11 protein-coding genes are annotated in these 13,509 nt (G+C 63.3%); 7 read left to right on the top strand and 4 right to left on the bottom strand.

All coding sequences use genetic code 11. The annotated features are described in order from the left end of the window. Window positions 1-6: 6 nt before the first annotated feature. The 3 genes from LDZ27_RS21775 to LDZ27_RS21785 all read right to left on the bottom strand — a co-directional run bounded on the left by LDZ27_RS21775 (window position 7) and on the right by LDZ27_RS21785 (window position 3,485). Window positions 7-1,113, bottom strand: coding sequence for an enolase C-terminal domain-like protein (locus tag LDZ27_RS21775; protein ID WP_244817868.1), 1,107 nt, complete (start codon window positions 1,111-1,113; stop codon window positions 7-9). Window positions 1,114-1,131: 18 nt separating this feature from the next. Continuing rightward, window positions 1,132-2,928 carry a thiamine pyrophosphate-requiring protein gene (locus LDZ27_RS21780; RefSeq protein ID WP_244817869.1) on the bottom strand — a complete coding sequence of 599 codons (1,797 nt, stop codon included), beginning with the start codon at window positions 2,926-2,928 and terminating at the stop codon, window positions 1,132-1,134. Window positions 2,929-3,050: 122 nt separating this feature from the next. After that, window positions 3,051-3,485, bottom strand: coding sequence for a MarR family winged helix-turn-helix transcriptional regulator (locus tag LDZ27_RS21785; RefSeq protein WP_370653476.1), 435 nt, complete (start codon window positions 3,483-3,485; stop codon window positions 3,051-3,053). Window positions 3,486-3,755: 270 nt separating this feature from the next. On the opposite strand from LDZ27_RS21785, the gene coxB reads away from it, so the two are divergent. The 7 genes from coxB (at window position 3,756) to LDZ27_RS21820 (ending at window position 12,294) form a co-directional block, all read left to right on the top strand. Beyond that, window positions 3,756-4,820 (top strand): cytochrome c oxidase subunit II, encoded by a 1,065-nt coding sequence (gene coxB, locus LDZ27_RS21790; protein ID WP_370653477.1) that lies wholly within the window; start codon window positions 3,756-3,758, stop codon window positions 4,818-4,820. A gap of 10 nt (window positions 4,821-4,830) precedes the next feature. Next, window positions 4,831-7,431, top strand: a complete 2,601-nt coding sequence (ctaD, locus tag LDZ27_RS21795; RefSeq protein WP_244817870.1) for a cytochrome c oxidase subunit I — start codon at window positions 4,831-4,833, stop codon at window positions 7,429-7,431. Next, window positions 7,431-7,898 (top strand): hypothetical protein, encoded by a 468-nt coding sequence (locus LDZ27_RS21800; protein ID WP_244817871.1) that lies wholly within the window; start codon window positions 7,431-7,433, stop codon window positions 7,896-7,898. The genes ctaD and LDZ27_RS21800 overlap by 1 nt, the downstream gene beginning before the upstream one ends. Before the next feature lies 1 nt (window position 7,899). Further along, on the top strand, window positions 7,900-9,225 hold the full coding sequence (locus LDZ27_RS21805; protein ID WP_244817872.1) for a cytochrome c: 1,326 nt from the start codon (window positions 7,900-7,902) through the stop codon (window positions 9,223-9,225). Between the two features lie 310 nt (window positions 9,226-9,535). Then, window positions 9,536-10,972, top strand: coding sequence for a tyrosinase family protein (locus LDZ27_RS21810; RefSeq protein ID WP_244817873.1), 1,437 nt, complete (start codon window positions 9,536-9,538; stop codon window positions 10,970-10,972). A 113-nt stretch (window positions 10,973-11,085) separates the two neighbouring features. Further along, window positions 11,086-11,673, top strand: coding sequence for a hypothetical protein (locus tag LDZ27_RS21815; protein WP_244817874.1), 588 nt, complete (start codon window positions 11,086-11,088; stop codon window positions 11,671-11,673). A gap of 69 nt (window positions 11,674-11,742) precedes the next feature. Next, window positions 11,743-12,294 (top strand): hypothetical protein, encoded by a 552-nt coding sequence (locus LDZ27_RS21820; protein ID WP_244817875.1) that lies wholly within the window; start codon window positions 11,743-11,745, stop codon window positions 12,292-12,294. A 45-nt stretch (window positions 12,295-12,339) separates the two neighbouring features. Here the strand turns inward: LDZ27_RS21820 and LDZ27_RS21825 are convergent, their stop codons facing one another. Next, window positions 12,340-13,410 carry an SDR family oxidoreductase gene (locus tag LDZ27_RS21825; RefSeq protein WP_244817876.1) on the bottom strand — a complete coding sequence of 357 codons (1,071 nt, stop codon included), beginning with the start codon at window positions 13,408-13,410 and terminating at the stop codon, window positions 12,340-12,342. Window positions 13,411-13,509: the final 99 nt, after the last annotated feature.

Below are 13,509 nucleotides of genomic sequence, written 5' to 3' on the forward strand. Positions count from 1 at the left end.
ATCGATTCAAACCGCATACCGGTGCGCGTCCGCATGCTTGAAATCCAGCCCGCAGCCGGGCCGCGACCAGTCCGGCGAGATCGCGCCGTCGCGCGCATGCGGTGCGCCGTCGAAAAGCATCGACTCGATGCGGACGTGATCGTGAAACCATTCCTGATGCCGCAGACGCGGCGCCGCGCACGCGACATGCAGATGCAGCGCGGGCGCGCAATGCGCCGAAAGCGGTATGTGAAACGCATCGCAAAGGGTGGCCGCGCGCAAGAACCCGGTGATGCCGCCGCAGCGCGTGACATCGGCCTGTAGCACATCGACGGCATTGTTCGCGAGCAGCACGCGGAAGTCGTCGATCGTGTAGCCGTATTCGCCCGCGGCCAGTTCCATGTGCGGCGGCAGGACATTGCGCAGCGAGGCGAGGCCCGCGATATCGTCCGATGACACCGGCTCTTCGAACCACTCGACGCCGTATTGGGCGAACTGGTGCGCGTAGAAGAGCGCCTGCTTGCGATCCAGCGCGCCGTTTGCATCGACGAAGAGACCGGCATCGTCGCCGATAGCTTCCCGCGCCACGCGCACGCGATGCGGATCGCGCGACGGCTCCGTCCCGATCTTGATCTTGACCCAGCGGCATCCGTCCTCGTGCACCCAATGACCGAGTTGATCGCGGATTTCGTCGTCGGTATAGGTCGTGAAGCCGCCGCTGCCATAGAGCGGAACGCGCTCGCGCGCGGCGCCCAGGAGACGCGCGAGCGGCATGTCGAGGAGCCGCGCCTTGACATCCCAAAGCGCGCAGTCGAGCGCGGAAATCGCGGACGCGGCGATTCCCGAACGGCCGATATTGCGCACGCGCTGCTGCATGCGCAGCCACAGCGCGTCGACGTTCCATGCGTCTTCGCCAGTGAGCGTCGGCGCGAGCGTCGCTTCGATGAAGCGCGCGGTGGTTGCATCGTTATACGTGTAGCCGATGCCCGTCTTGCCCGCCGCGCTCACCTCCGCCACGACGAGCGTGGTGGCGTGCCAGGCGTAGGTGCCGTCCGCTTCCGGGCGGTCCGTCGGGATGCTGTAGGCGCTCGCTCGAATGGCTTCGATGGGCGCGTCGCGTTTCGTGAGATGCATGGCGCGGATTCGTCTCGTTCACTCGTCCTTATGCCCCGGCAACACCGCGCCGAGCACCTGCTTCGCGGTATCGACGATGATGTTGCCTTCGTTCGGATCGCCCTCGAATAGCGTGGTCGCGAACGCCTTTGCCTGTTGCAGCGTGATGTGCGGCGGCAGCGGCGGAATGTTCGGATCGGCCTTCACTTCGATCACGACAGGCCTGTCCGACGCCAGCGCCTCGTCCCAGACGGCGGCCATGCGTTCGGCATCATCGACGTAAAAGCCGCGCAAGCCGATCAGTTCCGCGAACCGGTGATACGGCACCGACGGAATGTCCTGCGACGCTTCGAACTTGGGATCGCCGTTCATCACGCGCTGCTCCCACGTGACCTGGTTGAGGTCCTCGTTGTTGAGCACCATGCAGATCCATCGCGGATCGGACCACTGTTTCCAGTACTTCGACACGGTGATGAGCTCAGCCATGTTGTTCATCTGCATCGCGCCATCGCCGACGAGCGCGATCACCGGCCGCTCTGGATGCGCGAACTTCGCGGCGATCGCATACGGAACGGCCGCGCCCATCGACGCTAGCCCGCCCGACAGCGAGCACATCATGCCGCGCTTGACCTTGAGATCGCGTGCGTACCAGTTTGCACAGGACCCCGAATCACTTGTGACGATTGCGTTGGCTGGCACGCGCGGCGACAGTTCCCATACCGTGCGCTGAGGATTGACGCCTGTCGTGCCCGGCTCAAGTGCGCGCTTTTCGAGCTTCGTCCACCAGTCGCGCATCCAGCCTTCGATGTCTTCACGCCACGCGCGATCCGTCTTCTGTTCGAGCAAGGGCAAGAGCGCGCGCAAGGTTTCCGCGCTATCGCCGACGAGATTCACTTCCATCGGATAGCGGATCGACAGCATGTCCGGTTTGATGTCGATCTGCACGCCGCGCGCCGCGCCTTCCTTCGGCAGGAACTCCGAGTAGGGAAAGCCCGAGCCGATCATCAGGAGCGTGTCGCATTCGTTCATCAGCTTGTAGCTCGGCTCGGTGCCGAGCAGACCGATGGAGCCGGTGACGTAAGGCAGGTCGTCGGGCAGCGCGGCTTTGCCGAGCAGCGCTTTGGCGACGCCCGCGCCGAGTTTGTCGGCGACTGCGATGACTTCGTCCGTTGCCTGCAGCGCGCCCGCGCCGACGAGAATCGCGACCTTCTTGCCGGCGTTGAGGACGTCGGCGGCGCGCTTGAGATCGTCGGGATAAGGGACGATTTTCGGCTCGCGATAGCCGACGCCCGAATGCAACGTGCCGTGCTTGCGCGGCGGCGGTTCGTATTTCAAGTCTTGCAGGTCGTTCGGAAGCACGAGCGCTGCGACCTTGCGTTCGCCGAGCGCAGTACGAATCGCGCGATCGACGAGATGGCGAATCTGCGAAGGCACGCTCGCCTGCTGCACGAACGCGCCGGCGACGTCCTTGAACATCGACTGTAAATCGACTTCCTGCTGATAGTGCCCGCCGAGCGATGCACGCGCTTGCTGCCCCGCAATCGCGAGCACCGGCATGTGGTCGAGCCGGGCATCGTAGAGGCCGGTCAGCAAATGCGCGGCGCCCGGTCCGGATGTCGCGAGACAAACCCCAAGTTCGCCGGTGAACTTGGCGTGCGCCGACGCCATGAACGCGGCCATCTCTTCATGCCGCGTCTGCACGAATTCAATCTTGCCCTTCGCGCGATTCAAGGCGCCCAGGACGCCGTTGATGCCATCGCCGGGATAGCCATAGATGCGGCGCACGCCCCAGGCGTGAAGGCGGTCGACCAGAAAGTCGCCGACGGTAGTGGACATGGTTTGCTCCTCAGTTGCTGCGACGAGAAATGCACGCTTGCGATTCGATATGTCACAACGTGACGCAACCGCCGTGCCGTCTATGACGCGCTAATTCTTTTGAAAGCTTCATGGAACGCGCGTCAGATTTCTGCAAGGATCCACCGGAACGATTTGATCTCGTTCAGATGCAGGTTGGCGAGTTTCAGCAGACAACGCTCGCCTGCCGGAGTCAGGTGGACTTCGACCTGACGACGATCCTGTTCTCCCGGCTTGCGTATGACAAGACCCGCGCGCTCGCATCGCGAAACCAGCGCGGCCGTGCCGTTGGGCGCGGCCTGCAGGCGCTCCGCGAGTTCGCCGACGCTCGCCCACGAGCGCCCCGCGATGCCTTGAACATGCAACAGCAACAGATATTGCAGCGGGGTGATTCCCGCCGACTGAGTCACGTCCTCCGAATACCGGAGAAACCTTCGTAGAACATAACGAAAATTGGACAAGGACTCGAGGTCCTTCTTCGTCGGCACGCTGCGACGCGCCCGAGCCTTACCTTTACTCATGCTCTGCACTCCATTCATGATGCACCCTGCCGTCCAAGCCTTTCATCTTCATGATGCCAGCGGTGGGATCAATTCGCATTTGGCCGATCGCTGGCGCAGCATTTTTTTCAAGCGATTGAAGAAACAGCACGACGTGACATAACTTCCGCAGCGCGATCATCGCGCTCAAGCTAACGGGAATGTGCGTTGCTATGAGAAGCCCGATCCATGGACGCGACCGCATGCAACATTCGAGCGCGCGCATTACGAGTCGTCGTAACGTCCGCCATTCCATTCGAAGGAGATGACGTGAGTCCGGTGCGCCGGTTTGCCCTAACGGTCGTTCAAGGCGCGCTATCGCTTGGAGCCGCGCTGCATCCTCTCGACGGATGGGCGCGCGAGGCAGCCCCGGGCGAAGCCGGATCGCTCGCGAGCGGGCCCACGCCGCTTGCGTATTTCCTGCGCAGCAAGGGACCGGCGGCAGAGCCCGTCCTTCATCTCGGCTGGACCCTCGCGTTCATCTGCAGTCTCGTGTGCGTCATCATCGCGGTGATGCTGCTCATCGCGATGTTCCGCCGGCGCAAGAAAGAGGACCATCGCGCGTTGCGTTCGGGCGGCGGGCTGAGCTTCGTGTATGTGGGCAGCATCGTGTCCACCGTCGCGCTCTTCGGCATCGCGATCTACATGCTGAGCGTGCTTGCCGAAGTGGCCGATCCGCCGAAAGAGCCTGCGCTGACCGTCACCGTGACCGCCTACGACTGGTGGTGGAAAGTGGACTACGGCGACGGCCCGAGCCACTTTGCAACGGCGAACGAACTGCACATTCCGGTGGGCGTGCCGGTTCTCGTCGTGCTCAAGAGCGCCGACGTCATCCATGCCTTCTGGGTGCCGGAATTGTCAGGCAAGACGCAGACCATTCCGGGGAGCGTGAATCGTCAGTGGATACAGGCGGACCGTCCCGGCATCTTTCGCGGACAGTGCACGCAGTATTGCGGTGTGCAGCACGCGCATATGGCGTTCGAAGTCTACGCACAGCCGCAGGCCGACTACGACCGCTGGTATGCCGCACAGCAGCGCGACGCGCCCGCGCCGACATCGGCTCAGGGCATACGCGGACGCAAGCTCTTCGAGGAGCGCTGCGCGGGATGTCATGCCGTCGCCGGCAGCAAGTCGGCGGGCGTGCAGGCGCCCGACCTCACGCATGTGTTGTCGCGCCGGCTGCTTGCGGCGGGAACGGTCGTCAATACGCCGGAGAATCTGATGGACTGGATACAGCATGCGCAGGAAATCAAGCCCGGCACGCTCATGCCCGACATGAAGCTCTCGCCTGCCGAAGCGGGCGACGTGTCGGCGTACCTCGCTACTCTCAGGTAAGGAAGAGACGATGGCCGTCACTGGAGATCGAAGCGTTGTGCAGACGAGCCGCGTCGCGTTCCGGCGCGAGCCGGAGTTCGGCACCGTGCCGCAAGGCTCGGAAGCGGAGAAGCGGCTTTCCGACGTCTGGGAAGGGGAAGGAGGATGGCGCGGCTTCATCACCACGGTGGATCACAAGAAGATCGGCCTGCGCTATATCGTGACCGCGTTCGTCTTCCTGCTGATGGGCGGCGTCGAGGCGCTCATCATGCGCCTGCAACTCGCGCAGCCGAACGAATCGCTCGTGACGCCCGGCCAGTTCGCCGAACTCTTCACGATGCACGGCGTCACCATGATCTTTCTGTATGCGCTCCCGGTACTCAGCGGATTTTCGAATTTCCTGTGGCCGCTCATGCTCGGTTCGCGCGACATGGCGTTTCCACGGCTGAATGCGCTCTCGTACTGGGTGTTTCTCTTCGCGGGCATCTTCCTCTATTGCAGTTTCCCGCTCGGACAGGCACCCAACGCGGGCTGGTTCAACTACGTTCCGCTGTCCACGCTCGAATACAGCCGCGGGCCGAACATCGACGTGTATTCGCTCGGCATGGTGCTGCTCGGCATATCGACGACGGTCGGCGCGGTCAACTTCGTCGTCACGCTGTTTCGGATGCGCGCGGTGGGGATGTCGGTGGACCGTCTGCCGATCATCGTCTGGGGCACGCTCACCATTTCGTTCGCGAATCTCTTCGCGGTGCCTTCGGTGAGTCTCGCGTTCTTCCTGCTCTGGATGGACCGCAACATCGGCACGCATTTCTTCGATGTGGCAAGCGATGGCCGGCCGCTCATGTGGCAGCATCTTTTCTGGATGTTCGCGCATCCCTGGGTCTACGTGGTCGTGCTGCCCGCGATGGGAATCGTTTCGGATGCCTTACCGACGTTCTGCCGCCGCCCGCTGGTCGCTTACGCCGCTGTTGCGATGTCCACGGTCGGGACGATGATCATCGGCTTCGAAGTGTGGATCCATCACATGTTCGCGACGGGCATTCCGCCGCTCGCGCTCGCGTTCTTCGGCGCGGCGAGCGTGCTGATTTCCATTCCGAGCGCGGTGGCGGTCTTCGCATGGATCGCGACGATCTGGACGGGGCGCCCCGTCTTTGCCGTGCCTTTCCTCTACTTCGCGAGCTTCGTGCTGATGTTCGTCGTGGGCGGCGTGTCCGGCGTGATGACCGCCGCCGTGCCGCTCGACTGGCAGCTCACCGACACGTACTTCATCGTCGCGCACCTGCATTACGTGCTGCTCGGCATCAACGTGTTCCCTGTTTTCGGCGGCATCACGTACTGGTTCCCCAAGTTCACCGGGCGCCTCATGAACGAGCGCTGGGGAAAGATCGCGTTCTGGATCATCTTCGTGGGCTTCAACGTCGGGTTCTTTCCGATGCACATTTCCGGTCTGCTCGGCATGCCGCGGCGCATCTACACGTATCCGGAAGGAATGGGCTGGGACACGTCCAATCTCATCACGACCATCGGCTCGTTCTTCTTCGCGATCGGCGTGCTGGTGTTCGTGGTGAACGCACTCGTTTCGGCGCGTCGCGGACGCAAGTCGCCGCAGAATCCGTGGGACGCGCCGGGCCTCGAATGGTCCACCGAATCGCCGCCGCGCGCGTACAACTTCGCGGTGCTGCCGGTGATCGAATCGCGGCATCCGATGTGGGAGGACCGCTTGCAGCCGAAGGGCCGGCAATCGAGCCTGGAAGCGGGTTATCTGCTGCATCAGGGACGCGAGGCGCTCGGAGTGCATCCGTTCAGCGGCAAACCCGATGTCATCCTCAAGATGCCCGAGGACGCGTGGTCGCCATTCTTCCTCGGGCTTTTCGGCGCGCTCGTCTTCGTCGGCATGCTGCTGCGCTCGCCGTCGTTCACTGCGATCGCGATGGCGGCGGCGGGCGCGACGCTCATCGCGTGGATGTGGCCGCGCCGCTCGCTCGCGCAGCGCGAGCCGCCCGAACCGGCACAGACGGCGCCCGCCAAAGCCGCGCGAAAAAGCGATGCCCTGCCGGTCGGCAGCGCGGGCGAGCATTCCGGTGGATGGTGGGGCGTGCTCGCGCTCATCGCGACCGAAGCCAGCCTCTTCGGCTACCTGATCTTCTGCTACTTCTATTCGCAGTCGCAGACGACGCTTCCGTGGCCTCCCGAAGGCATGCCGAAGATCGGCACCGGCGCATTGAGCACCGGCACGCTCATTCTGAGCAGCGTGTTCGCGTGGCTATCGGAGCGCACGCTCAAGAAGAGCAAGCGCTGGCCCGCGTTCGGATGGATGCTCGTGGCCATCGCGCTCGGCTGCGCGTTCGCCGGCATGCAACTGAAGGAGTGGCATGACCATCCATACGGCATCACCGCGCATCTGTATGGCTCGCTCTACTTCACCATCACGGGCTTTCACATGGCGCACGTCGTCGTCGGGCTCGTGATTCTGGTGCTGCTCGCCGTGTGGATCGCGCTCGGTTATTTCGATGCGGAGCGCAACGTGCCGATGCGCATCGGCGGGCTTTACTGGCACTTCGTCGATATCGTGTGGCTCTTCATCTTCACGTCGCTCTACGTGACGCCCTTCTGGATGAGAGGCCATTGATGCAAACGTCCGTCTCCGCCGAAGCGTCGCCGCTCACGTCGCGAGAACAGCGCCATCTCGCGCTCTGCGCGGGTGCGGGCTTCTTTCTCGCGCCCGGCGCATGGCTGCTTCAGGTGATGATTTCGGAGACGCTTTCGGCGCAGGCCTGCGACGCGGGTTCCATCCACCGCGCGCGCCCCGTTTATCCGCATCTTCACGCGTGGCTCTATGGCACGTCCATCGCGGCGATTGCGATTGCCGTCGTATGCGCGGCGCTCGCCGTATACGGCTTCGTGCTTCTCGACCGCAAGCACAAGGAACTGAAGGCCGAGGGTTCGTCCGAGAAGCCATCGCGCGGCCAAGAGGAAGTGAGCCGCAAGCGCTTCGTTGCGCTGTGCAGTGCGCTCATCGGCTGCGGGTTCGTCGTGGGACTCGTGTTCACGGTCCTCGCCGAAGTGTTTCTCGAAACTTGCAGCCAATGGCACTGACATGAACGCAACGCGAACTGCAATCGGCCTGGCCACCGCGCTCGTGATCGCGGCGCTCGGCGCATGCGGCGGGCGCTCGAAAGACAACTTGCCCGACGATGTCACCGCGCAATCGCCGACGCTCCGCGACGCTCGACTCATCGCGCGGGGCGAATATCTCGCGAAAGCCGGCGATTGCAGCGCATGCCACGACGCCGCCGATCACACGCCTCTGGGCGGCGGCATGCCGGTGAACTCGCCGTTCGGCCCCATCTATGCGAGCAACATCACGCCCGACCCGCAGTTCGGCATCGGCCGCTATACGTTGCGGCAATTCGCGGACGCATTGCGCGCAGGCAAGCGCGGCGACGGCAAGCGGCTCTATCCGGCCATGCCGTATCCGTCGCTTGCGAACATGACCGATGACGACGTCACCGCGCTGTATGCGTACCTCATGCACGGCGTCGAGCCGGCGGCGAAGCGCGCGCCCGAAACGCATCTGCCGTTTCCGTTCAATCAGCGCTGGGGCATGCTGTTCTGGAGCCTTGCCTTCGGCAATCACGACCAGTACGAGCCAAACCCGAAACAAAGCGCGCAATGGAATCGCGGCGCGTATCTCGTGCAGGGACTCGGGCATTGCGGCGCGTGTCACACGCCGCGCGGACCCGCGTACAACGAACTCGGATACAGCGAAACGTCGCCGTGGTATCTGACGGGCGGCGTGAACGATCATTGGCTCGCGCCGAACCTGACCGGCGACGCGGGAAGCGGACTCGGGCGCTGGTCGGCGGCGGATATCGTGAGCTTTTTGCGCACCGGTCATGGCGCGGGCGCGATAGCTTTCGGCGCGATGGCGCCGGTGGTCGGCGAAAGCACGCAGTACCTGTCCGATACCGACTTGCAGGCCATTGCGACGTACGTCAAATCGCTTCCCGCAGAGAAGGCCTACGCTTCCTTCTCGAACGACGAGCACGCGAAAGTGCAGACCGCGCGAAGCATCAAAACGGGCGAAGTCGAGCGCCCGGGCGCGGGCGTGTATCTGTCGTTCTGCGCGCGCTGTCATCAGGCCGATGGACGCGGCCAGCCGGGGAAGGTCGCGGCGCTCGCGGGCAATGCGCTCGTGCTTTCCGAAGACCCGACATCGGCGATACGCATCGTCGTCGAAGGCAGCAAGAGCCCGAAGACCGAAACCGGACCCGCCGAGCAAAAGATGCCGGGCTTTCACGGTCAACTGACGTCCGCGCAAATCGCACAGGTGGTCAGCTTCGTTCGCGGAACCTGGGGCAATCACGCAGCGCCCGTCTCCGATCGCGAAGTGGAACGGCTGCGCTCGGCGATTCATCAATAGCCTCTCGCCCAACGCTCAGGATTACCGAGAACATACGAACGTTCGGGACTGATTGCGCCCGCATCGTTGCTAAAGACGTCGTCAAGCACTGCTTCATTTGTGACGCGCTTAAATACCTCGCCGATGCGTTCGATTCGCAGTCACACACGTATGTGGTCTAGCGAACATGGGATATCGCGCGACGATCATGCGCGGATTGAAGCCTGCGGGAATTTGTCCATAATGAGTGAGAACGGCTTCACCCAGAGACACCGGCACCGCTGCAACGCGACGCATGCGCTCTCTGCCTTTCAGCGCACAGGGAGTATGTATGGCATCCACTTCTATTGGGCGACGCACGTTCGTCAAGGGCACGGCGTCCGCACTCGCACTGGCTTCCCTTCCCAGAATGAGCTTCGGGGCGACGCCGGTTATCCGTCTCGAATGGCAGGCATTCAAGGCAACGCCGCATTACGCGTCGTATCTCACCGCCATTCGCACGATGAAATCAATAACGGACAGCACCAAGGCGACTTCCTGGAAGTACTGGGCCAATGTTCATGCCAACTATTGCCCGCACGACGTGGCGTACTTCATGGCATGGCATCGCGGATATATCTATTACTTCGAGCAGCAGTTGAAGTCGTCTTCCGGCGATACGGGTGTCACGTTGCCATATTGGGACTACTATACGTATCCGACCATCCCATCAGAATTCACGGATACCGCGAGCGGCAATCCGCTCTACGTTTCGCGCGTGAACTCGAACGTGTATCAGGCGCTCGACCTCTCGCCTTTCGGCTCTCGCATCGTCAACTTCCAGCGCGGCACGAGCAGCGCGTTCGAGACGATGTGCGAGAACGCGCCGCACGATCCGGTGCACGACATCATCGGCGGGCCGATGGCCGACATCGCCACGGCCGCGACGGACCCGCTCTTCTACCTGCATCACTGCAATATCGACCGCCTGTGGAATGCATGGTCACTGCGCCCGACGAGCAAGGTGCCGGTTGCGAGCAACAGCTACTGGAGCGGCACGTTCACGTATGCGAGGAGCCTCACGATGGCGCGCTCGCTTACGCGCACCACCGCGCAACTCGGCTACGACTACGCCAACGACACCACGCCGGCCGTGTTGCCGCCGCAGGCGCAGCAAGGGCGGATCATTCGCGTGCAAGCACAGGTGTCGGCCATTCGCGGGCTCCCGCAACTGGCCACGTTCACGACGACGCCGGGGCGCAGCATATCGGCGACGCGGCGCGCGCTGGGCGGCGTAAAGGGCATCGCGCTCGGCGAAACGTCATTGAGCGCGAGCATTCCGCTGCAGGCGTCCAATGCCACCGCGCTCAAGGACGTGCTGTCGAGCTCGCCCGCAATCGGCTTGAGCGCCACGCAGGTCGCGCCATCGGTTGCTAACAAGTTTCAGTATGTGAAGCTCGTGCTGGACGATGTCAACATGCCATCCAGCGCAGCAGGAGGCGGCTTCTTCTATAACGTGTATGTGAACTTGCCGGCCACCGGGGACGTGGACGCGGTCAGGTCCGATCATTTCGTCGGCACGCTCGGCGCGTTCCAGATTTCGACCGCGCGGTACCACGGCATGAACATGATCGAATATGACGTAACAGACTTGCTCGCACGGCTCGGCATAACGAATCCGAACCAGATCGTGGTCTCATTCGTGCGAATCAGCGCCCTGAATCACCCGAAGGGAAAAGCCGTTTCGATCGGCGAGGCGAGAGTCGAACTCGGTACCGACGCACCCTAGAGCGGCGGCGCGAACCATGAGCATGACGAACTAGCGGTCGGTTCGCGTCGGCGATACGGTTCCCCGGTCATGCAGTCGGCCGGGCAACGGCTGCAACGTGAAAAGGTGAAAGCATGCGTGCGATCGTCGTCTCCGCATTGCTCCTGCTTTACGCGTCCGCCTCCTTCGGCGACGACACGTCGGGCGACATCCATAAGCTCGGCGCCGAGCTGCTGGTCTACGACGCGCAGGGAAGACCCGTCGCGCCGCTCGACGATTACGGCGGGCAGGGCGTTTATCTGACGATAAACGGCGCGATCGCCTTCGCGTTCATCGAGCGGACGATCGTATCGGGCGATGGCGGTCCGCAGACCGTCTATTCGGGCACGAACTTCAGATGGTCGGGGACCAACGCGGTCGATTTCACATCGTCCGACTGCAGCGGCACGCCAATCATCACGCTCACTTCGGGCGTGCGTCCGTCACTGGCCGTGAGGCGCGGCGCCGATGTGACGCTGTATGTGGCGCCGGATACGAACTCCGCCCCGATGCGCGTGGCCTCGACGCTTTCCGGACCGAACTTTCAGTGCACGACCGCTACCGTGCCGACCACGGAATACGGCTGGCCGGCGGCGATCACGTACTCGCTGACCGGTTCGCATCCGGAGCCGCTCACGATCCGCGATGCGCACGCGGGCCCGGCACAATCATCGCGCGAGTGACCGGCGCGCTTGCCGCAACGCGTTCTATCGAACGGCGATTTCGGCCTGGAGGTTCATTCGATGCGTGCAATGATCGTAGCGGCTCTTCTCATGTCGTATTCGCTCGCGCCGTTCGCCCACGACGATGCGGACCATCGCGCGAATTATCGGCATCATCGCGTGCTGCGCGTGTTCGATGCCAACGGCAAGGTGGTCGGCGCATTCCGATATTCGGGCGGCGGCGCGGGCGTGTTCGTCACGGTGAACGGCGCTTCGGTGTTCCTGCCGGTCGTGCGGCGCCAAGTCAGCGGCACCGGCGACCAGACGGTCTACTCGGCGAGTCAGTTCAGCTGGGGACTGTATTTCATCAACCAGTACTTCTCGGCTGACTGCAGCGGCGCGCCGCTCATCGTGAGCAACGCGGGACCGCGGCCATCGTCGGTGCTTCGCACCGGTTCCGAAGTTACCGTCTATGTGGCGCCGGCTTCGAACTCGCAATTCCTGAGCGTTTCGTCGTATCTGCTCGGCAGCGCGGGCCAGTGCCAGCGTTACGCGACGCCGCTCACGCAAGCGGGCTGGCCCGTCGAGTCGAGCTACGTCATCACGCAGGATCATCCGGAACCGCTGACGGTCCACTACTGACGAGCCGCGCCTCCCGGCAACATCGCGGTGCGGACGCAACGAGCCTCATGCGGGGATCACGCGATGGTGCCTGAGCCTGTCGAACAGCGCGTAGAACGAATCGGGCGTGCTTTGATAATCGAGGAAGCCGGCCTTGCGGCTTTTGCTCATGTCGGTGAGCACTTCCATCGGGCGGCCGAGGTCAGCGTCCGTATGCCACCATGATGCGAGCTTGCCGATGTCGGGCTCGATCAGATTGCGACGTTCGGCAATCTCCGCCCACTGCCTGCTCGCGTCCTGCATGCGCGCTTCGAGCGGTTGCGTGGTGCCGTCGAACGGCGCGGGTTCGATCCCGAAGTACTGCGCGATCTGCGACCACATCCACTTCCAGCGGAAGACATCGCCATTGACGACGTTGAACTCCTCGTTGCGTGCATTCGGCGCGGTCGATGCCCATTCGAGATGGCGCGCGAGCAGGCGCGCATCGGTCATGTCGGTAAGGCCGTTCCATTGCGCGGCCGAGCCGGGGAACCGGAACGGCATGCCGGTCTCTTTGGCGAGCGTCGCGTAGACGGCGAGCGTCACGCCCATGTTCATCGCATTGCCGAGCGCGAAGCCGATGATCGTGTGCGGCCGATGCACGCTCCAGCCAAAGCCGTATCGATTGGCTGCATCGAAGAGACGGTCTTCCTGCTCGTAATAGAAGTTCTCGACTGCCTGACGGCCCTGTTCCTCGCGAAACGGCGTGAGCGGGACATCCCCTTGCGCGTAGGCTTCGAACGGGCCGAGATAGTGCTTGAGGCCCGTGACGAGCGCGGCATGCTGGAGCCTGCCCGAAGGACCGAGCGCATCGAGCACATGCCGGACCATCGCGCCGTTGACGCGGATGTTCTCGCGCTCGCTCTCCTGTCGCGACCACGCGGTGAAGAAGACGTGCGTGAAATCGCGGCCTTGCAGCGCTTCTTCGACCGATGCCTGCGACGTGAGATCGGCGGTGACGGCATCGACGCCGTCGCGCATGGGCGAGCGGCCGCGTGAAAGCCCGGTCACGCTCCAGTCGCCGCGCGCGAGCAGGTGATCCGCGACGTTGCCGCCGACGATGCCCGTCGCGCCGATGATGAGTGCTTTCTGTTCCATTGTTCGAGTGCCTGATGGATGGACCGCCGTGCAGTTTGCGCACGGCTGGTGGATGTGGATCGAAGAAAAGCGGCAGCCACTTGCGCTCCGTGCAGCAAG

Source organism: Caballeronia sp. Lep1P3, from assembly GCF_022879595.1.
Lineage (GTDB): Bacteria > Pseudomonadota > Gammaproteobacteria > Burkholderiales > Burkholderiaceae > Caballeronia.